Annotated in this window: 27 protein-coding genes and 1 tRNA gene; 18 read left to right on the forward strand and 10 right to left on the reverse strand. The window is 39.0% G+C overall.

Features of this window, described 5'->3' with window-relative positions; translation table 11 throughout:
- The first annotated feature begins 67 nt into the window (after positions 1-67).
- From FFO06_RS03790 to psbM, 3 genes are all read left to right on the forward strand, one after another.
- Positions 68-205 (forward strand): photosystem II reaction center protein K, encoded by a 138-nt coding sequence (locus tag FFO06_RS03790; protein WP_006195022.1) that lies wholly within the window; start codon positions 68-70, stop codon positions 203-205.
- A 143-nt stretch (positions 206-348) separates the two neighbouring features.
- The gene (locus FFO06_RS03795; RefSeq protein ID WP_028082439.1) at positions 349-645 is read left to right on the forward strand and encodes a 2Fe-2S iron-sulfur cluster-binding protein; all 297 of its coding nucleotides are present in this window, start codon (positions 349-351) and stop codon (positions 643-645) included.
- A 217-nt stretch (positions 646-862) separates the two neighbouring features.
- On the forward strand, positions 863-970 hold the full coding sequence (psbM, locus tag FFO06_RS03800; RefSeq protein WP_071604776.1) for a photosystem II reaction center protein PsbM: 108 nt from the start codon (positions 863-865) through the stop codon (positions 968-970).
- Between the two features lie 172 nt (positions 971-1,142).
- Here psbM and glyA read toward each other — a convergent pair whose 3' ends face one another.
- The gene (glyA, locus tag FFO06_RS03805) at positions 1,143-2,432 is read right to left on the reverse strand and encodes a serine hydroxymethyltransferase (RefSeq protein WP_137906827.1); all 1,290 of its coding nucleotides are present in this window, start codon (positions 2,430-2,432) and stop codon (positions 1,143-1,145) included.
- Between the two features lie 435 nt (positions 2,433-2,867).
- Here glyA and FFO06_RS03810 point away from each other — a divergent pair, with 435 nt between their 5' ends.
- Together FFO06_RS03810 and FFO06_RS03815 are read left to right on the forward strand one after the other, a co-directional pair.
- Positions 2,868-3,065, forward strand: coding sequence for a hypothetical protein (locus tag FFO06_RS03810; RefSeq protein WP_137906828.1), 198 nt, complete (start codon positions 2,868-2,870; stop codon positions 3,063-3,065).
- Between the two features lie 79 nt (positions 3,066-3,144).
- Positions 3,145-3,621, forward strand: a complete 477-nt coding sequence (locus FFO06_RS03815) for a Tic20 family protein (RefSeq protein WP_137906829.1) — start codon at positions 3,145-3,147, stop codon at positions 3,619-3,621.
- 3 nt (positions 3,622-3,624) lie between these two features.
- Here FFO06_RS03815 and FFO06_RS03820 read toward each other — a convergent pair whose 3' ends face one another.
- Positions 3,625-4,398: a fumarylacetoacetate hydrolase family protein gene (locus FFO06_RS03820; RefSeq protein WP_137906830.1), complete on the reverse strand. Its 774-nt coding sequence runs from the start codon at positions 4,396-4,398 to the stop codon at positions 3,625-3,627.
- 293 nt (positions 4,399-4,691) lie between these two features.
- Between FFO06_RS03820 and rpsF the strand changes: the two genes are divergently transcribed.
- Together rpsF and FFO06_RS03830 are read left to right on the forward strand one after the other, a co-directional pair.
- Positions 4,692-5,015, forward strand: a complete 324-nt coding sequence (rpsF, locus tag FFO06_RS03825) for a 30S ribosomal protein S6 (RefSeq protein ID WP_137906831.1) — start codon at positions 4,692-4,694, stop codon at positions 5,013-5,015.
- Between the two features lie 169 nt (positions 5,016-5,184).
- Positions 5,185-5,706, forward strand: coding sequence for an Npun_F5560 family protein (locus tag FFO06_RS03830; protein ID WP_137906911.1), 522 nt, complete (start codon positions 5,185-5,187; stop codon positions 5,704-5,706).
- A 138-nt stretch (positions 5,707-5,844) separates the two neighbouring features.
- Here FFO06_RS03830 and FFO06_RS03835 read toward each other — a convergent pair whose 3' ends face one another.
- Positions 5,845-6,198, reverse strand: a complete 354-nt coding sequence (locus FFO06_RS03835) for an STAS domain-containing protein (protein WP_137906832.1) — start codon at positions 6,196-6,198, stop codon at positions 5,845-5,847.
- 307 nt (positions 6,199-6,505) lie between these two features.
- On the opposite strand from FFO06_RS03835, the gene FFO06_RS03840 reads away from it, so the two are divergent.
- Positions 6,506-7,135, forward strand: a complete 630-nt coding sequence (locus FFO06_RS03840; RefSeq protein ID WP_137906833.1) for a DedA family protein — start codon at positions 6,506-6,508, stop codon at positions 7,133-7,135.
- A 105-nt stretch (positions 7,136-7,240) separates the two neighbouring features.
- Here the strand turns inward: FFO06_RS03840 and FFO06_RS03845 are convergent, their stop codons facing one another.
- Complete coding sequence (locus FFO06_RS03845; protein WP_137906834.1) at positions 7,241-8,440, reverse strand: argininosuccinate synthase; 1,200 nt, start codon at positions 8,438-8,440, stop codon at positions 7,241-7,243.
- Positions 8,441-8,577: 137 nt separating this feature from the next.
- Here FFO06_RS03845 and FFO06_RS03850 point away from each other — a divergent pair, with 137 nt between their 5' ends.
- Both FFO06_RS03850 and FFO06_RS03855 read left to right on the forward strand, forming a co-directional pair.
- Positions 8,578-9,516, forward strand: coding sequence for a glycosyltransferase family 2 protein (locus FFO06_RS03850; RefSeq protein WP_190372696.1), 939 nt, complete (start codon positions 8,578-8,580; stop codon positions 9,514-9,516).
- Positions 9,517-9,923: 407 nt separating this feature from the next.
- Positions 9,924-10,775: a universal stress protein gene (locus FFO06_RS03855; protein ID WP_137906836.1), complete on the forward strand. Its 852-nt coding sequence runs from the start codon at positions 9,924-9,926 to the stop codon at positions 10,773-10,775.
- 188 nt (positions 10,776-10,963) lie between these two features.
- Here FFO06_RS03855 and FFO06_RS03860 read toward each other — a convergent pair whose 3' ends face one another.
- Both FFO06_RS03860 and murA read right to left on the reverse strand, forming a co-directional pair.
- Positions 10,964-12,070, reverse strand: a complete 1,107-nt coding sequence (locus tag FFO06_RS03860; protein WP_137906912.1) for a Gfo/Idh/MocA family protein — start codon at positions 12,068-12,070, stop codon at positions 10,964-10,966.
- 184 nt (positions 12,071-12,254) lie between these two features.
- Positions 12,255-13,601 carry a UDP-N-acetylglucosamine 1-carboxyvinyltransferase gene (murA, locus tag FFO06_RS03865; RefSeq protein WP_201275417.1) on the reverse strand — a complete coding sequence of 449 codons (1,347 nt, stop codon included), beginning with the start codon at positions 13,599-13,601 and terminating at the stop codon, positions 12,255-12,257.
- Between the two features lie 483 nt (positions 13,602-14,084).
- Here murA and FFO06_RS03870 point away from each other — a divergent pair.
- From FFO06_RS03870 to FFO06_RS03880, 3 genes are all read left to right on the forward strand, one after another.
- Positions 14,085-14,166, forward strand: a tRNA-Leu gene (locus FFO06_RS03870).
- 47 nt (positions 14,167-14,213) lie between these two features.
- A complete protein-coding gene (locus tag FFO06_RS03875) occupies positions 14,214-15,005 on the forward strand; it encodes a TrmH family RNA methyltransferase (protein WP_137906838.1) in 792 nt (263 codons plus the stop codon).
- 14 nt (positions 15,006-15,019) lie between these two features.
- Positions 15,020-15,568 (forward strand): thermonuclease family protein, encoded by a 549-nt coding sequence (locus FFO06_RS03880; RefSeq protein WP_137906839.1) that lies wholly within the window; start codon positions 15,020-15,022, stop codon positions 15,566-15,568.
- 747 nt (positions 15,569-16,315) lie between these two features.
- Here the strand turns inward: FFO06_RS03880 and FFO06_RS03885 are convergent.
- On the reverse strand, positions 16,316-18,523 hold the full coding sequence (locus FFO06_RS03885; protein WP_137906840.1) for a calcium-binding protein: 2,208 nt from the start codon (positions 18,521-18,523) through the stop codon (positions 16,316-16,318).
- A 343-nt stretch (positions 18,524-18,866) separates the two neighbouring features.
- On the opposite strand from FFO06_RS03885, the gene FFO06_RS03890 reads away from it, so the two are divergent.
- A complete protein-coding gene (locus FFO06_RS03890) occupies positions 18,867-20,108 on the forward strand; it encodes a helix-turn-helix domain-containing protein (protein ID WP_137906841.1) in 1,242 nt (413 codons plus the stop codon).
- A 169-nt stretch (positions 20,109-20,277) separates the two neighbouring features.
- Here the strand turns inward: FFO06_RS03890 and lepB are convergent, their stop codons facing one another.
- The 3 genes from lepB to FFO06_RS03910 form a co-directional block, all read right to left on the reverse strand.
- A complete protein-coding gene (lepB, locus tag FFO06_RS03895; protein ID WP_137906842.1) occupies positions 20,278-20,850 on the reverse strand; it encodes a signal peptidase I in 573 nt (190 codons plus the stop codon).
- Between the two features lie 63 nt (positions 20,851-20,913).
- Positions 20,914-21,423: a nucleotide exchange factor GrpE gene (locus FFO06_RS03900; protein WP_137906843.1), complete on the reverse strand. Its 510-nt coding sequence runs from the start codon at positions 21,421-21,423 to the stop codon at positions 20,914-20,916.
- Between the two features lie 438 nt (positions 21,424-21,861).
- A complete protein-coding gene (locus FFO06_RS03910) occupies positions 21,862-22,428 on the reverse strand; it encodes a thioredoxin family protein (protein ID WP_137906845.1) in 567 nt (188 codons plus the stop codon).
- Positions 22,429-22,488: 60 nt separating this feature from the next.
- On the opposite strand from FFO06_RS03910, the gene FFO06_RS03915 reads away from it, so the two are divergent.
- The 4 genes from FFO06_RS03915 (at position 22,489) to FFO06_RS03930 (ending at position 26,871) form a co-directional block, all read left to right on the forward strand.
- Positions 22,489-22,893 carry an NIL domain-containing protein gene (locus tag FFO06_RS03915; protein ID WP_137906846.1) on the forward strand — a complete coding sequence of 135 codons (405 nt, stop codon included), beginning with the start codon at positions 22,489-22,491 and terminating at the stop codon, positions 22,891-22,893.
- A 141-nt stretch (positions 22,894-23,034) separates the two neighbouring features.
- Complete coding sequence (locus FFO06_RS03920; RefSeq protein WP_137906847.1) at positions 23,035-24,015, forward strand: CHAD domain-containing protein; 981 nt, start codon at positions 23,035-23,037, stop codon at positions 24,013-24,015.
- 319 nt (positions 24,016-24,334) lie between these two features.
- Complete coding sequence (locus tag FFO06_RS03925; RefSeq protein ID WP_137906848.1) at positions 24,335-25,594, forward strand: vWA domain-containing protein; 1,260 nt, start codon at positions 24,335-24,337, stop codon at positions 25,592-25,594.
- Entirely contained in the window at positions 25,591-26,871 is a 1,281-nt protein-coding gene (locus FFO06_RS03930) for a vWA domain-containing protein (protein WP_137906849.1), read from the forward strand. Before FFO06_RS03925 ends, FFO06_RS03930 begins: the two co-directional genes overlap by 4 nt.
- Positions 26,872-26,981 lie beyond the last annotated feature (110 nt).

The following is a 26,981-nucleotide window of genomic DNA, read 5'->3' on the forward strand; positions in this document are numbered from 1 at the left end:
CAAACCATGTTAAAATGTGTATCGCATATAAAAGCTGTATTTGATTATTAGGTGGATTTAAACAAACATGGAAGCAGCACTATTACTAGCAAAACTGCCTGAAGCTTACCAAATCTTCGACCCCTTGGTAGATGTTTTACCTGTTATTCCCGTTTTCTTCTTGTTACTTGCATTTGTTTGGCAAGCAGCAGTCGGTTTCAGATAACTTACCCATCTGCAATTTTCTGGACAGGTAATGCACACCTGTCCTATTTTTTTGTTTTTTTGCATGAAATTAATATTTCTTAATATTTTGCAATAAATCAATATAATTAATCCAGTCGCATACTAAATCACCAGGAATACACTATGGGAAACATCAAATTTGTCAAAGAGAATAAAGAAATAGTGGCCGCAAACGGCGCTAATCTCCGACTCAAAGCCGTAGAAAATGGGATTGATATTTATACATTTCTCAGTAAAATCACTAATTGCGGTGGTGCGGGACAATGTACTACTTGTGTTGTCCAAATTACCGAAGGACTAGAAAACCTTTCTCCCCGCACAGATTTAGAAAACCGCAAATTCAAAAATAAGCCTGATAATTATCGTCTAGCTTGTCAAACGCTAGTTAATGGACCTGTTAGCGTCATCACCAAACCCTAAGTTAAATCGGTAGTTAGCAAACGTTTATATATAAAAACAGCCCACTTATGTGGGTTTTAATTTTTATTTGTTCCAGGTCTGCGGATTTTAGTTGTTTAGCTGGAGATTCTAGTCCCCGGTTGTCTATTTGAGTTTAAGAAAATTGGCTTCACTTTGTCATCTGTGATGCTATTGTAGAGTAGTTGAATAGAAAAATTACACAAAAGGCTATTTTCCTATGCAAGTTAATGATTTGGGTTTCATAGCGAGCATTTTGTTCGTACTAGTACCTGCTGTTTTTTTAATCATGCTTTACATCCAAACTGGAAGCCGTGAAGGCAATTAACTAGTTAACGGTTAACGTCAGTAAATTGCCAGTTACATTGGGTAGGGTGGGTCAGAACCTAATGGCTTGGGTGACCTAGCCATAAATTAGTTTCAATTAGTTTCAATTAGTTTCAACTTCCCTCAACCGCCCTTTGAAAATTTCGTTCCCAGTCTCAGACTGGGAATACTCATTATCTACTCACAGAAACTGGTACAGGAATTTCTATGTGAGGATATAATGGAAAGCGATCGCACAAGGCCGCGACTCGTCTTAAACAATCCGCAGTTACTATTTCTGAATCTGGAGAAAGTAACCGATCTGCAATAATATTACCAATTTCGGTAAATTCTGCCACACCTAAACCCCTGGTAGTCATGGCGGGAGAACCTAATCTTAAACCACTGGTAACAAAAGGTGATTTAGTATCAAAGGGAACTGTATTCTTGTTGGCGGTGATATTCACGCTGCTGACTAGCTGATCTCCTTTTTTACCAGTCATGTCAATACAACGTAAATCTACTAACATTAAATGATTATCTGTGCCATCAGATACTAACTTAAAGCCTCTGTTTTGCAGTTGGGTAGCTAAAGCGCGGGCGTTTTCAACTACTTGGGCAGAATATTGTGTAAACTCAGGTTTAAGAGCTTCACCAAATGCTACGGCTTTACCAGCAATGACGTGTTCTAAAGGTCCCCCTTGAGTTCCTGGGAAAACTGATTTATCCAGCTTTTCTCCCAATTCTGGATCACGAGTCAAAATCAAGCCGCCACGGGGTCCACGTAAGGTTTTATGGGTTGTGGTGGTGACGACATCACAATAAGGTAGGGGGTTAGGATGATGGCCTGTAGCGACTAAACCCGCAATATGAGCAATATCAGCGAGTAAATAAGCGCCAACTTCATCAGCAATACTGCGGAATTTTGCAAAGTCAATAATCCGGGGATAGGCTGAATAACCACAAATTAACAGTTTAGGCCGTTCTTTAATAGCTAAATCCCGAATTTGATCATAGTCTAATTGTTCGGTTTCTTTACTTACGCCATAATGACGAACTTCAAACCATTTACCAGAAACATTCACGGGTGAACCGTGGGTAAGATGTCCCCCGTGAGACAAGTCCATACCCATAATTGTGTCTCCCGGTTTTAACAATGTCAGGAAAACAGCAAAATTAGCTTGCGCCCCAGAATGAGGTTGAACATTGGCATGGGCAGCACCAAATAACAGTTTGGCTCGGTCAATGGCTATTTGTTCAATTTTGTCAACAAATTCACAACCACCATAATAACGTTTACCTGGTAGTCCTTCTGCGTATTTATTGGTTAATACTGAACCTTGGGCGGCTAATACGGCAGGGGAGGTAAAGTTTTCACTGGCAATTAATTCTAAGTGATCACGTTGTCGCTGTAGTTCTTGATTAATTAGTTCGTTAATGATAGGGTCGGAGTTTTTTAAGAGGTCTGAGTTAGTTTTGGTCACTTTGATTATCCTTAGGGAATTTGTTATGGAATTTGACGAAAATCGAAATCACGGTTAAACCTAAGCTGTTACGCCTCTAAATTTGATCATCCTTATCTGGCTAGATGTTGTGGTGCGGGCATCTTGCCCACTAGAATCATACAAATTAAATGCAGTACAGCAAAGTTACTGGGCAACCTGTCTATAATCAGAATTTAGGCTGAAAATATTTAGAGAACTAGAAATGTGATCATATAGGAATTATTGATTTTAGTAAATGTGGTGATCTAAATTTATGTATTTTTTGGTACTCAATTTAACATAAATTTCACACATCTAAGATACAATCAAATCAAGTACATTTAGCAGCCTTCTCAGGTTGCCAGAATTTTTTCCTCAATCATTTCCTAAATCATTCATATAAATTTTTCCTAATTATAACAAAAAGGGATTTAGATGTTAGTTATTTTCACCGATAATCAAATCCTTAGCCCAGAAACAGTTTGTCAGTCTTGTTTATTGGCAAATGGTAAGGGACAACCTCGCTGGAGTGGGGGAAAACTGCGCTGTGGTCAAGCAATTAATAATTTTACCCAACAACAGCCAGATCAATATGAGTGTATGATGGGTTTTCGGGTTGCCAATATAGAATGATTGGATTGTTATCAAGATCAAGCATCTGCGTTATCCTAAGCTCAATAGCTGTTGAAATTTATTCATAGGAGAATATAAAATGTCTTGGCGCGGGTCTACAACTTTCCCTGATCGAATTTTCGCTTGTTTACCTTATTTATTGCCTTTAATTGAGGTGTTTGCCTTCGGTCAGTTCTTTCTGAGTGATTTTCCACTGCTGGAACGGATATTTTTACCGCTTTTACCTCTGTTAAGAATTTACTATGGTGTTCGCTATGCAGAAATCATTATTTTCTTTGCCTTGTGGCTTTTAGTGGTGAGAAACGAGAAACTTAGTCATTTTATTCGTTTCAATACCATGCAAGCTATTATTTTAGATATTGTGATCTTTTTATGTGACATTTTGACTGATATTGTCAAATTAGTTCCTGGTAGTGGATTTGCTATGCAAACACTCTATACAACCATTTTTATGGGAATAGTAGCAGCGGTTGTTTATTCCGTTGCTCAGTCATTAATGGGCAAGTATGCGGAAATTCCGGCGATTTCCGATGCTGTTTATATGCAGGTACGCTAAAGATTAACTGCGGATAACTGTGTTTTCTAGGCGACCAATACCTTCTATTTCTATACAGATGCGATCGCCTATTTGCAAAGACCCTACTCCCATAGGCGTACCAGTTAATACTATATCACCAGGTAATAAAGTCATCACTTGACTGATATAAGACACCAAAAAATCTGGGGAAAATACCATTTGATCAATACAAGCAGATTGGACGGGATGGGGATGATCATTCAAAAAAGTCTGTAATTTAGCTCCTGGGTTTAATTCTCGGACAATCCAAGGACCTAGAGGACAAAAAGTATCAAAACCTTTAGCTCTTGTCCATTGGTGGTCTTTTTGTTGTAAATCCCTGGCTGTGACATCATTGGCAATGGTGTAACCCCAGATTTTACTTTGGGCTTGGTCTGGGGTACAATTAGTTGTGCGATCGCCAATCACAAGGGCCAATTCTCCTTCATAATCCACCCTTTGAGATTGGTGGGGATATTTAATTTCTCTATCTGACGCAATTACAGATGTAGGCGGTTTCAAAAATATAAGCGGTTCAGCGGGTACTGATGTTCCCATTTCCGCTGCGTGATCAACATAATTCCTGCCCACGGCGACAATTTTTGTTGGCGCGCAGGGAGCTAGAATTGTATAACAATTGGCCTCTAGGGTTAAATCCATAGGTTTACCATGCAACCAGGGTGGAGCGTCTAGGACTTCTACGTTCTGGGATAACTGGAGCAACCCATAATAAATTTTACCTTCTTGACTTTGAACTCGCACATATCGCTGCGCCATAACCTGAATAAATATCCTTAAATATGCTTTATTAAACCAGGATTTGACTAATGATTGTCATTGAAAACTGGTTATATTATAAGATAAATACGGAAAACCTCCTAAATTTACTCCAAAAATAAAGTTTAGCAGGAAAGGAATACTGGGGAAAATTGTGCTAACATGGAATAGCTAAAAAATTGTCAAAATTCCTTGTTGTTTGAGACGTTGATCAATAAAAGTATCGCTAACAGCAATATTTGTATGAATTAACACTTCTTCAGCCATTTTGTCCAAAAGGTGAATTAACGAATATGACCACAGTTTACGAAACGATGTACATTCTGCGTCCTGATTTGGGAGATGAGCAAATAGTACAACAAATTGCCAAATATGAAAACTTGATTCGGGAAAACGGTGCTGAGAATATTGAAATTCAAAACCGTGGTAAACGTCGTCTGGCTTATGAAATTAAAAAGCATCGTGATGGCGTTTATGTGCAAATGAATTATACAGGACCTGGAACTGCGATCGCTATTATGGAACGCGCTATGAGATTAAGCGAAGAAGTAATTCGCTATATGACAGTTAAACAAGAAGTTCCCAAGCAGAAAGTAGAAGCAGAAGCAGCAGCCTAATAACAACATTTTTTAGGTGAAAAGTATCAGCCGTTCACCTACCTATTCAGTAGGTGATGGGGTGAAAAGATAGATATATTTTGGTAGTTTCAGTAAACTGGAAAAGAAGGGTCTTTTTAGACAACGTGAATGTTAATATCACAGTTATACATAAGAGGTATAAGTGACTGTGAGCCAATCTGATATACCAAACATTCCAGAACTGTCTACCGAAATATCCCGGTTGCGGGAAGAGTTACAACTGCGAGATCAATTAGTAGAGCAGTTATCTCAAGAACTATTGGGGCTAGTTAAGGGTAACATTAATTTTACACCACCACAATCCGAACCAGGAATAGACTTGAGTCAATTGCAGGTGCTAAGAGATCAACTGCAATCTGTGGAAGAGCAGGTGAGATGCTACGAAGAGGAAATTAGGACTCGTGATACCGAAATTTATCAACTACGACAGTCAGTGCAAAAGCTAACTGATCAAAGTAAAATGTTAGAGCAGGTAATAGAGGAATTACCCCAAATTTACCGCCGTAAGTTTGAGGAACGCATAAAACCAGTGCGGGATCAGGTAGTCATATTACAAAAGGAAAATCGCCAATTACAAGCCGAATTGCAAAGTGTGAGTTATCGTTTAGCACTGAAAAACCGCCACACAAATCATGGTGGTATTGATTTACCTACTTTTCCTCGTTTATAAATTGTAACAGATAATATATCTGCTCCTCAAAACACCTAAAATTTGTGCCTGTATTTTCCTCGTCAAAACTTTTATGCCGCAGTATTTATAATTTTGGATACTGCGGTTTATAAGTATTGATGAGGGAAATCCTAAAAATTAGCTGGCTAATAATAGCTGCTGATCTTCAACAGGAGTAAAAATATCTTCATAACTTGGGAAAATTTCAAATACTGAATCAAGTTGGGTAAGTTCCAAAATCAACTTCACAGGGGCTTTGACATTGCAAAGAACTAACCGACAACCACTTTGACGCGCCGTGGTCAGACCTTTGACAAGGGGAACTAATCCAGAACTATCCATAAAATCTACATCTGCTAAATCTATAACCCAAAGTTGATGGACTTGAGGTTTAATTTGGTCCATCTGTTCACTCAAGTTCATACCACTGTCTAGGTCTATACTACCTTGGGGTTTGAACAAAATCACTTGGCGTTCTTGTGTAAGAGTCATAAATTTAACCGAGTATTTGAAAGACTATGAGAGAGAAGACTGACATTAATACTGTTTATAATTCAACCGCAAAATGACCATTTTCGCAAATTTATGTGCATTAACAGCAACGCGGTCGAGAAAATTTCCTCAGTATTTATATTGTATAATTTGTTGATATGTTTTTCTAGTATAAGCATAATTTTTTCCTAATTTCGGTAACAAACTTATCATTATTTAAATAATTTGATTTAAATAGTTTGACACTCTCACCAAAAACAAGCAAAGATATGGTATTGGTAAAAATTTGTAAACTCGGTGGTAGCGGATGTCTTTTGAGCTAATTTCACTAGAAAACATCCAAGAAATTGCTCATAATTATGGTTATTTAGCGATTTTTTTGGGAATATTGCTAGAAAATTTGGGTATTCCTCTCCCTGGGGAAACCGTAACCATTGTTGGTGGTTTTTTGGCTGGTAGCAATGAATTAAATTATTGGCTGGTTCTTGGTAATGCGGTTGGAGGGGCTGTAATTGGTGGTAATTGCGGCTATTGGATAGGTAGAGTGGGTGGTTGGCCTTTTCTGCTACAAGCTGGGAAGATTTTCCGCATTTCAGAGGTACGACTGTTGAGTATTAAGGAGCAATTTACGGAAAACGCGGCTAAAGCTGTATTTTTTGGGCGATTTTTTGCCTTATTGCGAATTTTTGCTTCACCACTGGCAGGTATAGCAGAAATGCCCTTTGGTAAATTCCTCATTTATAATGTAGCTGGGGCGACTGCGTGGGGTGGTGTCATGGTGACTTTAGCTTTTTTTGCGGGGAGAATTATTTCTCTAGAACAATTGGTGGCCTGGGTAAGTAAATTTGCAATTTTGGCGTTACTTATCCTAATTGCTGTGATTATTGTCCCAATTTGGTTGGAGTCCCGCGAAGTGAAGCAGCAAACGGAAGAGTAAAGGATTAATGGTCAGGTTAAGCAGGTATTTTACCTGCTTGACTATACTAAATTGGTGATGAGTAAAATAGTTAATTATTCCCTACACCCTACACACTATATGTTACTACTTATTACCTTGCGCCCAAATGCGGGTAGGTAAACCCCAAACGTAAATAAAACCTTCCGCAGCTTTGTGATCAAATTGATCTTCAGCGCCATAAGTTGCTAAATCAGGGGTATATAGTGTATTATCGCTCCAACGCCCCACAATTATGGCATTACCTTTAAATAGCTTTAACCGCACTACACCAGAAACTCTTTCTTGTGTTTGTTGAATAAAAGCATCTAAAGCAGCTTTGAGAGGACTATACCAAAGTCCGTTATATACTAGTTTAGTGTAGGTTTCTTCTATGCCTCGCTTGTATTGGGTGACATCTGCTGTTAAAGTGAGACTTTCTAAGTCACGGTGAGCATTAATTAAAACTACCATTGCTGGTGATTCGTAAATTTCCCGTGATTTAATCCCGACTAAGCGGTTTTCAATCATGTCAATGCGACCAATACCATGATTTCCCACGATTTTATTGAGTTGTTCAATTAGCTCAACCGGGTTTTTCGCTGTCCCGTTAATGGTGGTAGGAAGTCCTTTTTGGAAGCCAATTTCTAGATATTCCGGCTCGTTGGGAGTATCAGCTATGGCTTTGGTCATTTCGTAGATTTCTTCCGGTGGTTCGTTTGCTGGGTCTTCTAATGTACCAGCTTCAATACTGCGACCAAGTAAGTTTTTATCTATACTGAAGGGAGAGGATTTTTTCACTGGTGCGGGAATACCAAACTTCTCACCATAAGCAATGGTTTGCTCTCGACTCATACCCCATTCCCTGGCTGGTGCTAATATCTTCAAGTTAGGGTTGAGGGCTGCACAGGAAACGTCAAAACGTACTTGGTCGTTGCCTTTGCCCGTACAACCGTGAGCGATCGCATCTGCGCCATATTTAGCAGCCGCTTCTACCAATATCTTAGCAATCAAAGGACGAGCCAGGGCTGTTCCTAAAGGATAGCGGTTTTCATAGAGGGCGTTAGCTTGAATTGACGGAAATGCGTAATCTTTAACAAAGATATCCTTAACATCCGCTACTAAAGACTCACTTGCACCTGATTTCAGGGCTTTTTCTCGAACTGGTTCTAATTCATCTCCCTGGCCTAAATCTGCTGCTAGGGTAATTATCTCTTCTACTCCCCACTCTTGCTTTAAGTAGGGAATACAAACGGAAGTATCAACTCCACCAGAATATGCTAAAATAACTTTTTTGGCGCGACCCATGAATTTCTCCACTCAGGAAAACAAAGAATGAGTCATTATTATATCTGACTTACCTAGCGTATATTTTTTTTGTGCAACGGTAACTTTGCTATATTTGTCTGATTCTCAATACAAGCAATAGTATTTTAGGTAAAACTGTGTTTTTGAGTATTGTTATTCCCACTTATAATCGCTTACCAATTTTAGAAAAGTGTCTCCGCGCTTTAGAAGTACAGCAGTTAAGCAACGAGAATCACATAGAAGGTTATGAAGTCGTATTGGTAGATGATGGTTCTAATGATGGTACTTTGAATTGGTTAGAATTACATAAAGACGAATTTTCTCATGTCCGCTGCTTTGAACAGAATCATGCAGGACCGGCTGCTGCGCGAAATTTAGGGGTAGAAAAAGCCTGTGGTGATACAATTATTTTTATTGATAGTGATTTAGTGGTTTTACCGAATTTCCTCCAAGCTCATACAAATGCTTTGATACAAGGAAAAGAGAAATTAGGAAGCGACAGCTTTTTTACCTATGGTGCTGTAATTAATACTTGTAATTTTACCAATCCCACCGCAGAGCCTTATAAAATCACAGATTTTTCCGCTGCTTTCTTTGCTACGGGTAATGTCGCTATTCCCAAACATTGGTTAGTGAAAGCTGGGTTATTTGATCATAGTTTTCAACTCTATGGTTGGGAAGATCTAGAATTAGGTGTCAGGTTAAAAAATCTGGGTTTAAAACTAATTAAATGTCCCGAAGCTGTTGGTTATCATTGGCATCCACCATTTAGTTTACAACAAATTCCTAAGTTAATTGATCAGGAAATTCAACGGGGCAGAATGGGAGTTTTATTTTATCAAAAACATCCCACTTGGGAAGTAAAAATGATGATTCAAATGACTTGGTTTCATCGTTTATTATGGGGTATTCTTTCGTTAAATGGCCTTGTAAATGAAAGAACTATGTCTCCCTTTTTACAATGGTTGATTGATTTGGGTAAACCACAACTAGCCTTAGAAGTGGCGCGGATTTTCTTAAATTGGTATAATGTGAAAAGTGTTTATGCAGCTTATGTTGAGATAAAGAGTAAATAAATCAAAGCAGTAGCCCAAGACCTCTTTCCTTCCTGTTTTTACCCTCTTCGTGGTTCATTCATTCTAGAATACACATATTTAATTTTTGTTTAATTTTTGTTTAATTTTTGGAGATGCTTACTGGCCAATATCATATTTTATTAATTTCATCAGACACAATTAGCTGTATGCTTAATGATAGGCAACCTAGTTGTAACTTCACGTAATTAGGCGTAAAGAAACTTAATATTGATCACTCTTTTGCTTGTTGGTATTAGTTTTACTGCTAATTGGTTCATTTATGCCTAAATACTTAACTTGGTTGTTCAGCACGTCAGAAAAAAAACTCTCTGATAGCTTGCGTAGGGCAGCCACGGCTCAATACTAGCAGCAAAAACCACAAAAACCCTCACGACAAAGACGTAAAAATGATTCAAAAAATTTTGTTGGCTGTCTCTGGTTTGGGACACGCAGAAGAAATGCTCAAGAACTTGAAAGAAATGCCTTCATTTCAAGGTGCGAAGGTAACGGTTCTTCACGTTGTTACTCCACAAAGCACTGCTGCTGTCATGACGGATAAATGGGAAGAAGGTGGCAAAATTCTGGCTAAGGCTATTCAGTATTTAAACTTAGATCCCAGCCAAGTTTCTTCTATTTTGCGTCAAGGTGATCCCAAGGATGTGGTTTGTCAAGTCGCGGATGAAATGGATGCTGATTTGATTATTATGGGTTCACGAGGACTGAAGCGGTTACAATCAATTTTATCTAATTCCGTTAGTCAGTACGTTTTTCAATTGTCTTCCCGTCCCATGTTGCTTGTGAAAGATGATATTTATGTCAAAAACATTAAGCGCGTTATGGTGGCAATGGATAATTCTGAGTCTGCCAAAAATTGTTTAAATTTAGCTTTGTTCCTGCTCCGGGGTGTTGTGGGTGGACAATTAATTTTAGCTAATGTTAATACAGATTTAGGTGGCAAATTATCAGGTATTACTGATCTTAAACCAGAAAGAAGTTCTGTATTGGGAATGGCTTTAGCTGAAGCAGAAAGGCAATCTGTAGCAGTACGTTGTGTTACTAGCAGTGGTAAACCGGGGGAAGAAATTTGTCGTTTGGCTAGTGAGTTGAATATAGACTTATTATTAATTGGTTCTCCAGACCGTCGACCATCTATCGCTAAGAGTTTTGTTGATATAGATCGTCTTATAGGCGCGTCTTTATCTGACTATGTTCGTGTTAATGCTACTTGTCCAGTTCTTTTGGCGCGAACTGCTGGTTAGTCCTTGGAGGGACTATCAACTCAGATGTAACTTCTAGCCTGACTGGAGTGGCCATAAACCTGATTTTTGTCTAGTAGGGGCAATTTCATGAATTATCCCTACTTTTGTTCTTTTGTACATAAATCCCCAAAATATCTGATCATTGTTTGTGGTATTTTGTTGAAAATACATACTTCCACCAGTTCATGTCATATTTTCTCATCATTCAAAAACTCTGCTAAACTTGGCACATTTACCCAATTTCCTGTATCATGGGATTGGTGGGATAAATCCATGAGTAATTGGGAATAAACCCCTGCTTGCAAAGAAGGTGTAGTTTGTGCATGGTTAGTAATTCCTTTTACCCATTCATCAACAACACGCAACAAAGCGCAAATCCGCCCATCATGATAATATTGAGGAAAGAGAAATTCCTGGGGAATGGCTATTTCTTTTAAAGGTTCACCCGGTTGAGAACTCCAAACCTGAAAGCCATGAATATAGTCTTTTTGATTTTTGCTACCTAAAACCAATGTTCCCTTATCTCCATATACTTCTATCCAATGGGTTCTAGGTGCATGAATAACCGCACTAATACAGACTTGGACAGGTGTACCATCAACCAATTCTAGAGATAATAAACAAGTGTCATCACTATCAACTAATTGTAATTCACCAGTGGCGGGGTTAATTCTTTCAGGAATAGCAGTCATTAAATGAGCGTTTAATTTCCCAACTGCACCGAATAACCAGTTAATATAATCAAAAGCATGAGAACCTAAAGCACCTAATACACCACCACCTTTTTCTTGACTAGAATACCAATTCCAAGGACGAGAAACATCAGCACGAGAAGAACCCAACCAGTCAATTTTAATTAACCGAATATTCCCTACATAATTTCCAGCTAGGAGTTGAGCGAAAAATTGCCATTGGGGAACAAACCGAAATTCAAAATCTACAGTAGCAATTACACCTTGATTTTTTGCTAACTGATATAATTCTTTGGCTTCATTGACATTTAAAGTTACAGGTTTTTCTAATAAAAGGTGTTTACCAGCTTGTAAGACTTCTTTGGCCATTTCATAGTGTAAAAATGGTGGTGTAGAAATACTCACAGCTTCAACAGCAGGTAAAGCCAGAATTTCTCCTAAATTATCACTAGCATCGGGGATATTGTGAGTTTCCGCAATAGTTTTAGCTTGATGAATATCTCGATGATAAACAGCGACAATTTTAGTATTATGATGTGCTTGAAATGCGGGAATGTGTACTTTTTGACCAAATCCTGTACCAACAATTGCTACCCCAATCATATCGAATTTTTTCAAGTTTATTTCAGTTTATTTAATCAATAATTGTAGCAAATAATTGCCTTTTGAGAAACCTCAATGGCGAAAGTTATTAATCTGCTGTTTAATTAACAGGTAAAAACAATTGCCATTAAGTTAGTAAATACAAAATTCTCTCACCTACAGTTGAGGCTGGAGAATTAGTATCTTAATTGGGTAAATCTGCATCTTTATATGCTTTATTGACACGCATAATTTTTGCTCCTAATTGCTGCAACTTCATATCAAGTCGGTCATACCCCCGATCTAAATGTTGCAGTCCTTGAACTGTGGTTGTTCCTGATGCTGCTAACCCTGCTAAAACTAAGGCTGCGGAAGCTCTTAAATCCGTACCTATCACTGGTGCGCCCGATAACATTGGCACGCCGCGAACAAAAGCAGTGTTACCTTTGACACGAATATCTGCCCCCAAACGGTTCAACTCAGAAGCATGACGCAAGCGATTTTCAAACACTGATTCATTAATAATACTATCCCCTGCCGCCAAAGTTAATAAAGCCATAAAAGGCGCTTGCATATCCGTGGGAAAACCGGGATGAGGCAAGGTATCAATATTGATAGCTTTCAGGGTTTTAGCGGGTAAAATCCGTAAGCAATCCTCACATTCTTCAACAATTGATACACCTATTTCCTGTAATTTGGCAATGACGGGAATTAAATGCTCAGGTGCAACTGGGGATAGAAGCAATTCAGAGCGTGTAATTGCTCCAGCAATTAAAAATGTTCCAGCCTCAATCCGGTCAGGAATAATGGTATAATCTGTAGAGTGTAATTTAGATACACCAACTATAGTAATTGTACTTGTTCCCGCACCTTGAATTTTTGCACCCATTGAGTTACAGAAGTTGGCTAAATCTACTACTTCTGGCTCTCTGGCGGAATTTTCTAAGATAGTTTCCCCGTCTGCTAAGGTAGCAGCCATCATTAAGGTTTCTGTCGCTCCGACACTGGGAGTATCTAAGTAGATTTTCGCGCCTCTTAATCTGCCCTTATTTCCAGGAACGTGAGCATGACAAATACCATGTTCAATTTGCACCTCTGCACCCATGGCTTGCAGTCCCCGAACGTGCAAATCTACTGGTCTAGCGCCAATGGCACAACCTCCTGGTAAGGGCATCTGTGCTACTCCTAACCGGGCTAAAATCGGACCAATGGCAAAAAAGCTGGCTCGTAGTTGGGTAACAAGTTCATAAGGGGCTTTAGATGTGGTAATTTCACGAGCATCAATATCTAAAATATCACCTTCTCTACTTAAACGTAGTCCTAAAGCTGATAAGACTTGTCTCATGCTATCTACGTCCGCTAACAAAGGAACGTTACGAATGCGACAATCACCGGAACATAGTAAAGTTCCGGCCATGATTACCAGTGCGGAATTCTTTGCTCCGCTAATTTTTACATGACCTGCCAAAGGATATCCACCACAGATTTGCAAGACTGAGGAGTCCACTGCCAATGAGGACTTCACCTCTGGTAAGCTGCTAGAAGAATTAATAAGCCTGCCTCCAAAAAAATACGTAATTATAAAGGTTTGATGTTGGTTTTGATTTTACATTAATAATTCCTCAGCTTGATGAAGCTAGAAAAATTTTTCGCTAAGTTAAGGCTATAAGGTCGTTAGATTTTATCATGCAGTCGGCAAAGTTAACTGGAAAAATGGAGATTGGCGGGAAGGGACAATTTTTTCCGATGACCAAAAATCTGGGATACAAGCCCCGTCCACTTCGGCAAGCTCAGTGCATCGCTTTTAGGACGGCTTTATGTTAAAATTTGGTCATAGTCGCCTTATGGCATTGGGAGACTTTAAACGGACATGGAGGGACGATAAGACCACTTGTGGCGTGTTCCAGTGAAGTGTCAAGAATCATCGCACCTTCAGGTCGGTGAGTATGTCAATTTTTCTATTCTGCCAATTTTTTTCTTGACAAATACCAACAGTTAAGCGATAATGATAGTCTATGAATAAAATTGAATGTCAGCGGAACTGGCGGAATTGGCAGACGCGCTAGATTCAGGTTCTAGTGCCGCAAGGCTTCCGGGTTCAAGTCCCGGGTTCCGCATCTCAATTTGGGACTGATCTCAAGTCCGAAATCTCAAGTCTAAGATTGTGTTAACAAGTTTACAAAATTCCCTGGTTAAGCAAGTTCGTAAGTTACACTCTCCTAAGGAGAGGCATAAACAGCAGCTATTTTTATTGGAAGGAACTCATTTACTAGAGGAAGCTTGTGCGGTTGGTTATCCGTTAAATGCGGTATGCTGTACTCCTCAATGGGAAATGAACCATCCTCAATTATGGAAAGCTGTTTGTACCCATTGCGATCGCACAGAAATTGTCAGCCCAGAAGTTTTAGCAGCAATGGCCACAACTGTTAATCCTGATGGTATAGTAGCGATCGCTCCACGAGAAGCACAGTCAAGAAAAATTTCTCCGACAGGTTTAGTTCTGGCTTTGGAAACCGTCCAAGATCCCGGTAATTTGGGAACTATAATTCGTACGGCCGCAGCCGCAGGGGCATCAGGTTTATGGTTGAGCGCCGATAGTGTAGACTTAGATCATCCCAAGGTTTTACGGGCTTCTGCTGGTCAATGGTTTCGTTTAAACATGACTGTCAGTGAAGATTTGAAAGCTACCGTTGAGGAAAGTCAGCAAGCAGGAATACAGGTAGTAGCCACATTACCTAATGCTGATTTGACTTATTGGCAAGTGGACTGGTGTAAGCCTAGTTTAATATTATTGGGTAATGAAGGAGCAGGATTATCAGCAGATTTGGCCGCTTTGGCAGATATTCAGGTGAAAATTCCCCTTAGTCCTGGGGTAGAATCTTTAAATGTGGGGATTACTGCTGCTTTAATGTTGTATGAAGCTCATAGACAAAGAATTTATAGCCATGAATACTGATACTGCTGATTGTTATGAAACAAAGGTTAAGGCTGGGTGCGGTGATGATGACTTTTGGTTTACTAGCCTGTGATAGCTGGTTTGCTGCTGCAGGTGATCTGGTGGAACGGGTCAAGGATGGTGATACATTGATATTAAAAAGTGAAGATGGTAAAAATTTGACCGTGCGGTTTGCTTGTGTTGATGCTCCAGAAATACCCCATTCTCACAAAGAAAAGAGGAGTAAAATTAGCAGAGATGTGAACCAGTTTGCTTGGGGTGTGAAAGCAAAAACACGGATAGAGGAACTAATTAAACAAACAGACAATCGTGTCAAGTTAAATATGACAGATAGCGACTCTTACGGTAGAAAAATAGCCGAAGTGCGGTTAAAAGATGGCACGTTTTTACAGCAAATATTGTTAAAAGAAGGGTTAGCTAAACTATATCATCCCTATTTAAATAAATGTCCCAGTCAGAATATATTACAACAAGCTGAGGCAGAAGCGCGACAACAAAGAATTGGCGTTTGGGGTGATAGCAAATTTGTTAATCCTTGGAATTATAGACAAGCAAATAAGTAAATAACTCTCATGTAGAAACCTATTTTTAAATGATACAACCACGTAAATCATTGTAAATCATTAAAAGCGAGCGCTTTACAAAGGCTTAAACATATATAATTCTAAATTATCTCTATAAAATCCTCTTTTCCTGGTGCGTTTTGAGTTTATTGTTTCCGTTATCACTACTTATAACTGAGTTCACAATAAATCATAATTAAAACTTATCATAATAAGATAATACTTTTAATATTCATAACTTAGGAAAATTCAACTTTAGATTTTCTTAACAATTAATTGAGAATTATTTTTATTTAGCAACGAGCTTGCAATACTTTCGGCGATTTGCTAGAATTATTGAGAATTTCATAATTGGGTTATTATTGTCAATTTTTTACCCTGCTCAAAAGATGATCTGTAAAAGTCTTTATTTACAGTCCTTTCAGAGATCAATTTTGAAAAAATATACAAAACTTTACAAATTAGCAGTGGTTTGAAAGAGTCAATTGGGAAAAAATTATTCAGCAAATCATGTACTTTGACTAGTAGAACAAATATACCATTGACAAATAGGTTAACTTATGGTATGTCGGGTGTGTTAGCGATTAGTAACGCACCATATGATCAAATCATTTAAATTGTCTAATGTGCGGTTATTAATAATTGAATCTTGATCATATCCCATCAATCACAGGAGAAACTAAAGCTAATGTAGAGACATTTCATGAAACGTCTCTACAAAGTGGTTTACCTCGAGGATACCAGAAACTACACTAAGGCAGTTGTAAAGTTATTGAGTCCTAAAGGACTAGTTAAACCTCTTACCTCAATAATTGCATCAGTAGTGGCATTAAATCCTGCGGTAGCGTCATTAATAGCGACAAAAGTACGGATATTAGCACCAGTACCAAGGGTAAATTGAGCCGCAGAGTTAGCAGTAAACACAGTAGCAGGTAAGTTTTTTGCAATTTCAGATGTACTAAATATTGCCACAGCCCCGGCATCATAGAAGCTGGTGACAGTGGAAACAACTAATAAATCATTGCCAGTAGTAGCATTGAAGTCGGTAATAACATCAAAGTTACTGAAAACAGAATCAGCTAAAGTGCGGTAGTCAAAACGGTCTACTCCCAGCCCTCCAGTTAAAGCATCTTTTCCAACTCCTCCGGTAAGGATATCATTACCAGCACCACCATTGAGGGTATCATTACCAGCATTACCTGTGAGGGTGTTAGCGGCTGAGTTACCTGTAATGAAGTTATTAGCTGCGTTTCCTGTACCGTTAATAGTAGCTGTTCCTTGCAACGTCAGGTTTTCCACAAATTCGCTTAGGGCGTAATTTGCATTGGTCAAAACACTATCATTTCCTCCATTATCAACTTCTGTGATGATATCTGCTGTATTGTCCACATGATAGATATCATTACCAGCACCACCAATGAGGCTATCAATACCCGTACCACCATTGAGGGTATCATTACCAGCACCACCATTGAGGGTATCATTACCAGCACCACCATTGAGGGTATCATTACCAGCATTACCTGTGAGGGTGTTAGCGGCTGAGTTACCTGTAATGATGTTATTAGCTGCGTTCCCTGTACCGTTAATAGTAGCTGTTCCTTGCAACGTCAGGTTTTCCACAGATTCGCTTAGGGCGTAATTTGCATCGGTCAAAACACTATCATTTCCTCCATTATCAACTTCTGTGATGATATCTGCTGTATTGTCCACATAATAAGTATCATTACCAGCACCACCAATAAGGGTATCATTACCAGCACCACCATTGAGGATATTAGCGGCTGAGTTACCCGTAATGACGTTATTAGCTGCGTTTCCTGTACCGTTAATAGCGCCATCTAGTAAAGTCAGGTTTTCTACGTTGAGAGCATCTCTAAGAATGTAGGTGACACTAGTTTTAATGGTGTCTGCACCGTCATTGGCATTTTCAGTAATGATTTCATAAGTGTTATCAACAATATAGACATCATCACCCGCACCACCAACTAAGCTATCAACACCCGCACCACCATCGAGGGTGTCGTTACCCGCACCACCAACTAAGGTATCATTACCCGCACCACCATTGAGGATATTAGCGGCTGAGTTACCCGTAATGACGTTATTAGCTGCGTTTCCTGTACCGTTAGTAGCGCCATCTAGTAACGTCAAGTTTTCTACGTTGAGAGCATCTCCAAGAATGTAGGAGACAATAGTATTAATGGTGTCTACACCGTCATTGGCATTTTCAGTAATGATGTCAGCAGCGCTATCAACAATATAGACATCATCACCCGCACCACCAACTAAGCTATCAACACCTGCACCACCAACTAAGGTATCATTACCCGCACCACCAGTTAAGGTATCATTACCACCAAGACCAGTGATCATGTCATCAACTATAGTACCCTGAAGGTTGTTATTACTATCATCACCAGGGTCGGTTGTAATTGAGAGAGACCAACCACCAGCAACATTTCCCGAATCAAAATCAACATCATCCACGATGTAGAGACGCCACTCACCGTTGGGGTTAGTACCGTTAAAAACAGAAAAGTCTGTATTGTAAGGTCTTTCGGGGGCAGGGAAGTCAAAAAAGTCGGGGTCATCAAAACCATCAAAATCAAAATCAAAATCAAAATTAGTTGGCCGATAAGTACCACTGCTAATGGCATCAGATCCAGAAAGATTAGAAGTGGCAGTGGCATCAAAAGTCAAAGTAACGTTGGTTAAACTCGTAGAATCACGCCCTACATCAGACATCAGGATGCTCTTCGCGCCCGTTGGACTTACTAAAAGCACATCAAGGTCATTTGTCCAGAGATGGTTGAGGTTGGTCAGGGTGACTGTTAGCTTAGTCAAGCTACCACTGGTTCCAGAAACATTGATAATTGAAGGATAAGGATTACTTGCCCCGCCGTCTGGAATAGAGATGAAGGTAGTGTTTCTGAAAAATGAAGTTATTGCCATGGAGATAACCCTATGTATTGTGAATGGTTATTTTCTCGATAATATCATACCTTTACAGATTTTTATACCAATTTTGTACTGACTTTGTACTGACTTTGTACTGACTTTGCGATCGCCTTAATACCAATATGGTTTAAAGACTTTGTATTGACTTTGTAACCGACCGGACACCAATATGGTTTAAATATCTATCTCAAGATAGATGATAAATCAGCCGTAAAGTACATAGTTGACATTTACTTACTTGATCTATTAGCTTGGAAAAAGACAATTAAAGTTATGGGTAATTGCCTAAAATACCAGCATCCCACTATATAAGTGAACAACTACTTAACAAAAATCAATGCCAAGATCACTGAGAGTTCGTCATGACTGCATTGCCAAAGTAAAATTAGCAGTTACAGACAACGGATACCCTAACCAAAGAGTTTTAGCTCGTGATACAGGATTATCCCTATCTACAATTAGTAATTTCCTGACTGGTAAACCTGTTAGCTATCATAGTTTTAAACGAATGTGTCGTATATTAAATCTAGATTGGCAAGAAATTACTACCAATATTCAAGTAATATCTACCCCCCCGCATACGCACAAATACGCAAAAAAAAAACCAAATGCAAATCAATTTCTAGACTGGGGAACTGCAATTGATATTTCAGAATTTTACGGATATAGCCAAGAACTGACACAATTACAGTCATGGATTTTAGAAGATGGTTGTCGTGTACTGGGATTATTCGGTATCAGTGGAGTTGGAAAAACAACTTTAGCCACCCAACTAGCACAACAAATTCAAGATCAATTTGATTACGTTTTTTGGCGTTCTGTGCCTACTGTCTTATCCTTTGATGAGATGATCACTGATATGCTTTCCTTGGTGTCCAATTACAAGGAAAGTAAACCCAATATTCATCGAATTATGTATTATTTGCGTACCCGTCGTTGTTTAATTATCTTGGATCACATCGAAATAGTTTTAGACGAGTTTGATAGCAAGTATAATCATTTTATCCAAATAATTGCGGAAACCAATCATCAAAGCTGTCTAATTTTCACCAGTCGAAATCAACCCATTGAATTCAGCTTACTGGAAAACTGGTCATCCTCAGTACGTTCTTTGAAGTTGTTTGGTTCTTTAGTAGTAGCGTTTTCTTTGATACAATCAAAACAACTATTGGGGACAGAACAACAAAAATATGAATTATGCAATTTATATGGTAATAATCCTTTAAAAATTCAAATAGCTGTTAATGCTATCATCAAATTATTTAATGGTGATATTAACAAATATCTAGCACAGAATACCCTATTAGTCAGTTATCATCTTCACAGGTTGCTAGAACAACAGTTAAATTGTCTCTGGGATATAGAAAAGCAAATCATCTATTATTTGGCAACTAATTCGCAATTAACAACAATTACTGATTTAGCAAATATATTACCTCATATTTCTAGATCCCATTTTTGGCAAGCAATAGAAAGGCTACATTCACGCTCTTTAATTCAGGAAAAAGCAGGTAAATATACTTTGTCACCTGTAGTTATGGAGTACGTTATGGAACAATTTAAGCCAAAACCTGTATGAGAATTGGTGAATAAAAAATGAAGCTAAAAAATGAACCTATAGTAAGTTTGAGATTAAATGACCAGACAAAACGCGTCTGCGTGGGTTGTTTCATGAAATCCACGCAGTAGCAAATTCAAATTATATTGTCTAAACGGGACTTAACTTCCAGAGGGGTGTGGAAGCCAAACTAGAGTACGCCAATGCGGTCAAGAGGCCAGAAGCGAAATGTAGCCCGGCCAATGAGATTTTCACTAGGGACAAAACCCCAGTAGCGAGAATCATTACTATCATTACGGTTATCTCCCATGACGAAAAATGCACCTTCTGGGACTTGAATTTCTGGAAATGGAAGATTTGGTGGTTCAGCGATGTAGTCTTCTATTAAAGGTTGACCGTTGAGGTAAACTAGTCCTTGGGAGATGCTAATTACTGTTCCTGGTTCACCAATTACCCGTTTAATAAAGGCTTGGCTTTGAGGATACCCCCGTTTTTGTAATTCTGGTGGTGAGTTAAAAACGACGATATCACCGATTTTGGGAGGATGAAAATGGTATGATACTTTTTCTACTACCAAGCGATCGCCTGTATGTAAAGTAGGATACATTGATGCGGAAGGAATCAAGCGTGGTTCAGCGATAAAAGTCCGAATCAAGAGTGCTAAACTCAGGGCAATAGTTATTAAAACTAAATTTTCTGGCCAACCACTCCACATTTTTGATGGTGAAGAAGTGTCTTTTATATTACTTTCGTCAGGAGTCATAGTTAATAGTTAACAGTGTAAGTGGGAGTATAAGGGAATTTCAGGGAACAGAAGCGATTTTATTTACCCATTACCTTGTGCCTCATGACCATGATCTGATTTAGCGGTAATGACTTCTGCGGGACGGAGGACTTTTTCACCCCAATAAAATCCGCGACGGACGATTTTAGTAATTGTTTGGTCTGGGATATCTGTTCTTTCCTCCCGGTCAATAACGCGACATAAGTTAAAATCTGGCTCTGTTTCTGCCTGTAATTCTATAGGTAAAAGTTGGCGTTTTCTTAATATACTGAGAAATTTGCGATTGACTGCACTTATAGAGTTGGGTAGACGGGCTATAAATTCTGAACTTTGGTGGGGATTGTTCTCCAGATAGTATAATAGGGCTTCTAAGGCATCGGCAACTTCTAAAAGTTCTAAGAATAGATCTTCTGTTTGGGCTGTGGTTTGGGTTTGCTGTTCTTTTAAAGACTTTTGTAAGGAAACATTGTCTTTTTCAAGAGTGCTGAGTTTTTGTACGAGTAAATCTCGTAACTCTAGGCTAATTAGATACTTTGGGGATGAGTCAGACACGGGAAATCTCTTTAGATACCATACTTAATACTTTATCGGCTTCAAGACTAAACACTGTAGCAACTCATGATCAAAAAAAGATAGCTATGATATTGACAAGATTAGGTTAATAGTGTTTAATTTTTGCATAGGTAGGGCAAGCAAGATGCCCACAGGTAGGGCAAGCAAGATGCCCACAGGTAGGGCAAGCAAGATGCCCACAGGTAGGGCAAGCAAGATGCCCACAGGTAGGGCAGGCAAGATGCCCACAGGTAGGGCAGGCAAGATGCCCACAGGTAGGGCAAGCAAGATGCCCACAGGTAGGGCAAGCAAGATGCCCACAGGTAGGGCAAGCAAGATGCCCACAGGTAGGGCAAGCAAGATGCCCACAGGTAGGGCAGGCAAGATGCCCACCCCACAAGATTTGATCATCTTTTCTGCTTTTACCCGCTACAAACCTTAATTTACAACTTGGCTACCGTGACTACGAGGATCATCTTGATTAGTGTCTGTTGCGACTGGGGCAGAAAATTGGGAAGTTGTGCCATGACCTTGAATGTGGGGAAGGGTAGCGCCGATAATTAAGGCTTCTAAATTACTGGCCATTATAGTGCGGGGAATATCACCAATGGTTTCGGCTATGGTTTCCCCTTGTTTATCCAAAAATACAAAGTGGGGAATTCCATCTACGCGATATTTGAGCATTTCTGGCAACCATTTGGTATTATCAACATTCAACATCACAAAATTCAGGTTTTTGTCATACTGTTGTCTGAGTTTGGCTATGTCCGGTGTCATTTTTTGACAAACTGTACACCAATCAGCGTAAAATTCCACAAGAGAGGGTTTTCCATTGTTGACGGCTACTTCTAAGGGAATAGAAGTTTGATCTAATTCTGCCAGGGAAACTGAGGTAGAATCCGTCTTAAGTCCCAAAAACAGCGCAATTCCCAGCAGGGTAGCTACAATGACAATTAGGAAGTTTCTGAGGCGGTTACTAGAATTTAGAGGGGCTTCGGTACTCATAATCAATTTATTAAGACTTATTAATTCAATTCATCATCTAGTTTACTGTTTTCCCAGCTAATGAAAAAAAGAGTTACTCTGACTTTTCCTAAACGCGCAATTCAAATGCCAGTTACTTACCGACTAGCAAAGGATTTTAATGTGGCTGCGAATATTATCCGCGCCCAAGTTGCGCCTAATCAAATCGGTAAATTGGTGGTAGAATTATTGGGGGATATTGATCAGTTAGATGCAGCAATTGAATGGATGAGATCCCAAAATATTCATGTTTCCCTGGGTTTAGGTGAAATTGTCATTGATGAGGATATATGCGTTCACTGTGGTTTATGTACCGGTGTTTGTCCGACGGAAGCTCTTGCTATTAATCCAGAAACGTATAAACTCGCTTTTGTGCGATCACGTTGTATTGTTTGTGAACAATGTATTCCTACTTGTCCGGTACAGGCTATTTCAACTAATATTTAAAGATATTTAAATATTTTTAAATATTATGATATAGCAATTGTATTTGATTTCACGAACCGCTCCAGAGACAGAGATCACAGAGGTATAAACAAACTGATTTTTATTTGAATGAAATTACTCTATTGCTAATTGTTTTTATTTATGAAAAACTCCACAGAAACATTAATCAAAAGTCTCGCGGAAACTGCACACCAAGCCATTGAAAAGCATTTTGAAAAAACTATAAAATGGGAAAAAGCAGTTAAAAAAGACGAAGATCCAGAAGCAGTACATCAAATGCGGGTGGGAATGCGACGGTTAAGAACTGCTGTGAGTAGATTTGAAAAATATTTAATTTTACCAAAATCAGTTAGTGATAAAAATATTGGTAAATTTGCCCGGATTTTAGGTGGTCTTAGAGATTTAGATGTCCTTGAAGAAATTTTGGAAAAAAAGTACCAACCCCATTTAGTTGCTAAAGAACAGGAATTTCTTAAAACAGCTTTTACGGAATTGGATAAACAGCGAGAAATTGCATTCTCTCATGTTCAAAAAACATTTAAAGATGAACATTATGAATCCTTTAAAAATGAATGTGAATCTTGGTTAAAAAATCCCAGTTATCAAGGTTTTTCATCTGTACCAATTTATTATATATTACCAGATTTACTCTCACCAGAAGTTAGTCAATTCTGCTTACACCCTGGATGGTTAATTGGGACTAAAATTATTGAATTAGAAGTAATACAAACAAAATGGACACCAATTCAATTAGAAGAACATTTAAAAACAGAAGGTGAAACTCTTCATAGTTTGCGGAAACAAGCTAAAGGTCTCCGCTACCAAATGGAGTTATTTACTGAATTATATGGTGAGTCTTTTGCTGCTTATGTTGATGATGTTAAAAATATCCAAGAAATCTTGGGCATGATTCAAGATAATATGGTTTTACATGAGTGGTTAGAGAATATCTTCAAATCAGAACTTGATAAGGAATTACCAGGGTTAAAGACGCTATTAGCCGCCAATCGTCATCAATTATGGCAAGAATGGCAACCACTACAACAGCGCTATTTGCAAGCAGATACTAGATATAATTTACATTTGGTGGTATTACAACCTATTTTGACAGATATTAAATAACCAGAAAAATATTAAAATATTAAAAATATTAATTTATAATATGTCTAAATAATGTCAGTTCCTTGGGAAAAATCTCGGAAATCCCTCTCGTAAGGGGTACAGGATGTCGAAGATTTAAGGATTTACAGGATTAAAACAGAAAATGACTCACCAATTACCCATTACCCATTACCCATTACCCATTACCCATTTGACAACTGACAACTGACCACCTAAATATCTAAAATATCTAATTAACTTGTTTTCCGTAGTCGGGAAGATACCTGATGAAGTTATCTATAAAATTGTGTATGTGTAGACTAGATAGGAAATTGAAATTATGAAAGTTAATTTGCAACTGGCTCTGAATGATGGTGCTGTAGACGCAAATCAAATCAGCACTCAACGTCAATTAGCAATTTCTATTTCTGCCAGTGGTGAAACTATAGATCGGGCTGTACCATTGAATTTATGCCTAATTCTCGATCATAGCGGTTCAATGGGGGGAAAATCTCTGGAAACTGTGAAAACTGCGGCCTGTTTGTTGGTAGATCGTTTGAGTCCTGAAGATCGGCTCAGTGTTGTTGTTTTTGACCATCGGGCTAAGGTTTTAGTTCCCAATCAGTTAATTAAAGATCCAGAATCGATCAAAAGGCAAATTAAGCAACTCAGCGCCGAAGGGGGAACTTCTATTGATGAGGGTTTGCGTTTGGGAATTGAGGAATTGGCTAAAGGTAAACAAGATACAGTTTCTCAAGCATTTTTACTCACTGATGGGGAAAATGAACATGGTGATAATGAACGCTGTTTGAAATTTGCCCAATTAGCCGCCAGTTATAATTTAACCCTGAATACATTAGGATTTGGTGACAATTGGAATGATAAGGTTTTAGAGAAAATTGCTGATGCGGGCATGGGTACGTTGTCTTATATTCAACAACCAGATCAGGCATTAACTGAGTTTGGGAGATTGTTCAATCGGATGCAAACAGTAGGATTGACTAACGCTTATCTGTTAATATCACTGATGCCAAATGTGCGGTTAGCAGAACTAAAACCTATTGCCCAAGTGTCTCCAGATACCATTGATTTACCAATACAAAGAGAAAGTGATGGCCGATTGGGGGTGAGATTAGGTGATTTAATGACAGACGTGGAAAGGGTGGTTTTGGTTAATATTTATGTGGGACAGTTGCCAGAAGGTAAGCAAGCGATCGCTAATATTCAAGTTCGCTACGATAACCCCGCCCACAATAACCCCATCGGGCTATACTCCCCTAATGTACCAATTTACGCTCATGTCACCAGGGACTACCAACCAGCACTAAATCCCCAGGTAAAACAGTGGATTTTAGCTTTAGCCAAATATCGTCAAACCCAGTTAGCCGAAACGAAATTACAGCAAGGTGATCGGGCTGGTGCTGCGACGATGTTACAAACGGCGGCAAAAACTGCTTTGCAAATGGGTGATAATAATGGTGCAACGGTTTTGCAAGTTTCAGCTACACGCTTGCAAGCCGGGGAAGAGTTATCAGAAAGCGATCGCAAAAAAACCAGAATTGTCTCAAAAACTGTTTTGCAAGATGCTTCCCCTCAATGAAAGTTAAACTAATATCGGCTTTAAATGATACTAACGTTGATGCTGCCCAAGTAAGTAATCAACGTCAACTCTCAATTTCTATTTCCGCGATTCCGGCTGGATTTGAACAAACTTTGCCCTTAAATCTGTGCTTGATTCTCGATCAAAGTGGTTCTATGTCTGGTGAACCCATGAATACGGTGATGCAAGCCGTGGAACAATTATTGGATCAATTAAAGCCAGGCGATCGCATTTCAGTTATCGCTTTTGCTGGCACTGCGAGGGTCATTATCCCCAATCAAATCGTTAGCGATAGGAATAGTATCAAAACCCAGCTAAAAGCCAAATTAAAGGCGGCTGGCGGTACGGTCATTGCTGAAGGTTTGTCTTTGGGGATCACAGAACTACTTAAAGGCACAAAAGGCGCTGTTTCCCAAGCTTTCTTACTGACAGATGGCCATGGGGATAAGGGGCTACAAATCTGGAAATGGCAAATTGGACCCAATGACAATAAACGTTGTTTACAACTAGCCAAAAAGGCCGCTAAACTAAATCTCACAATTAACACTCTGGGTTTTGGTGATGACTGGAATCAAAATTTACTGGAGAAAATCGCTGATGCGGGCGGTGGTACTCTAGCTTATATCGAGAATCCTGAACAAGCTGTGACTCAATTTGCCAGGTTGTTTCGTCGGGTGCAGTTGGTAGGGTTAACAAATGCCCATTTACTGCTATCTTTCGTTCCCGGTGTGCGGTTAGCAGAACTTAAACCCATAGCCCAAGTTGCCCCGGATACTATTGAGTTACCACTAGAAACCGATGCTAATGGAACTTTAGTGTTACGGTTGGGGGATTTAATGAAAGATGTGGAACGAGTGGTTTTAGCGAATATTTATCTGGGACAATTCCCAGAAGGGAAACAGGTCATTGGCCATATCCAAATTCGCTATGATGACCCATCTTTGAATAAACAGGGTTTACTTTCCTCTTTAGCGCCAATATATGCTAATTTCACCAGGTCTTACGAACCCGCTCTCAATTCTCAGGTATTACAGTCAATTTTGCTCTTAGCTAAATATCGTCAAACTCAATTGGCCGAGGCAAAATTGGCACTAGGCGACGCAAAAGGTGCAGCTACAATGTTACAAACTGCTGCTAATACCGCTTTACAAATCGGTGATAGCACTGCGGTAACGGTGCTACAGTCCTCTGCTACTCGCTTACAAGTTGGTGGAGAACTTTCAAAAAGCGATCGGAAAAAGACGAGAATCGCATCAAAGACAGTTTTGAAAGAATAGTCTAGGGGTAGGCTCAAAAGCCTGCCCTTAAGAATGTAAAAAATCAAGGGTTTTGATGCTAGTCTAAATATAGATTAATTTCAAAGATCAAAAATATCAACTTTAATGAA

Source organism: Dolichospermum planctonicum, assembly GCF_005402965.1.
Lineage (GTDB): Bacteria > Cyanobacteriota > Cyanobacteriia > Cyanobacteriales > Nostocaceae > Dolichospermum > Dolichospermum planctonicum.

What these genes read in the sequence shown, in the direction of transcription:
- FFO06_RS03790 (WP_006195022.1), top strand. Translation starts at nt 68, where the DNA reads ATGGAAGCAGCACTATTACTAGCAAAACTGCCTGAAGCTTACCAAATC.
- FFO06_RS03795 (WP_028082439.1), top strand. Translation starts at nt 349, where the DNA reads ATGGGAAACATCAAATTTGTCAAAGAGAATAAAGAAATAGTGGCCGCA.
- psbM (WP_071604776.1), top strand. Translation starts at nt 863, where the DNA reads ATGCAAGTTAATGATTTGGGTTTCATAGCGAGCATTTTGTTCGTACTA.
- FFO06_RS03810 (WP_137906828.1), top strand. Translation starts at nt 2,868, where the DNA reads ATGTTAGTTATTTTCACCGATAATCAAATCCTTAGCCCAGAAACAGTT.
- FFO06_RS03815 (WP_137906829.1), top strand. Translation starts at nt 3,145, where the DNA reads ATGTCTTGGCGCGGGTCTACAACTTTCCCTGATCGAATTTTCGCTTGT.
- FFO06_RS03820 (WP_137906830.1), bottom strand. Translation starts at nt 4,398, where the DNA reads ATGGCGCAGCGATATGTGCGAGTTCAAAGTCAAGAAGGTAAAATTTAT.
- rpsF (WP_137906831.1), top strand. Translation starts at nt 4,692, where the DNA reads ATGACCACAGTTTACGAAACGATGTACATTCTGCGTCCTGATTTGGGA.
- FFO06_RS03835 (WP_137906832.1), bottom strand. Translation starts at nt 6,198, where the DNA reads ATGACTCTTACACAAGAACGCCAAGTGATTTTGTTCAAACCCCAAGGT.
- FFO06_RS03840 (WP_137906833.1), top strand. Translation starts at nt 6,506, where the DNA reads ATGTCTTTTGAGCTAATTTCACTAGAAAACATCCAAGAAATTGCTCAT.
- FFO06_RS03845 (WP_137906834.1), bottom strand. Translation starts at nt 8,440, where the DNA reads ATGGGTCGCGCCAAAAAAGTTATTTTAGCATATTCTGGTGGAGTTGAT.
- FFO06_RS03855 (WP_137906836.1), top strand. Translation starts at nt 9,924, where the DNA reads ATGATTCAAAAAATTTTGTTGGCTGTCTCTGGTTTGGGACACGCAGAA.
- FFO06_RS03860 (WP_137906912.1), bottom strand. Translation starts at nt 12,070, where the DNA reads ATGATTGGGGTAGCAATTGTTGGTACAGGATTTGGTCAAAAAGTACAC.
- FFO06_RS03880 (WP_137906839.1), top strand. Translation starts at nt 15,020, where the DNA reads ATGAAACAAAGGTTAAGGCTGGGTGCGGTGATGATGACTTTTGGTTTA.
- FFO06_RS03885 (WP_137906840.1), bottom strand. Translation starts at nt 18,523, where the DNA reads ATGGCAATAACTTCATTTTTCAGAAACACTACCTTCATCTCTATTCCA.
- FFO06_RS03890 (WP_137906841.1), top strand. Translation starts at nt 18,867, where the DNA reads ATGCCAAGATCACTGAGAGTTCGTCATGACTGCATTGCCAAAGTAAAA.
- lepB (WP_137906842.1), bottom strand. Translation starts at nt 20,850, where the DNA reads ATGACTCCTGACGAAAGTAATATAAAAGACACTTCTTCACCATCAAAA.
- FFO06_RS03910 (WP_137906845.1), bottom strand. Translation starts at nt 22,428, where the DNA reads ATGAGTACCGAAGCCCCTCTAAATTCTAGTAACCGCCTCAGAAACTTC.
- FFO06_RS03915 (WP_137906846.1), top strand. Translation starts at nt 22,489, where the DNA reads ATGAAAAAAAGAGTTACTCTGACTTTTCCTAAACGCGCAATTCAAATG.
- FFO06_RS03920 (WP_137906847.1), top strand. Translation starts at nt 23,035, where the DNA reads ATGAAAAACTCCACAGAAACATTAATCAAAAGTCTCGCGGAAACTGCA.
- FFO06_RS03925 (WP_137906848.1), top strand. Translation starts at nt 24,335, where the DNA reads ATGAAAGTTAATTTGCAACTGGCTCTGAATGATGGTGCTGTAGACGCA.
- FFO06_RS03930 (WP_137906849.1), top strand. Translation starts at nt 25,591, where the DNA reads ATGAAAGTTAAACTAATATCGGCTTTAAATGATACTAACGTTGATGCT.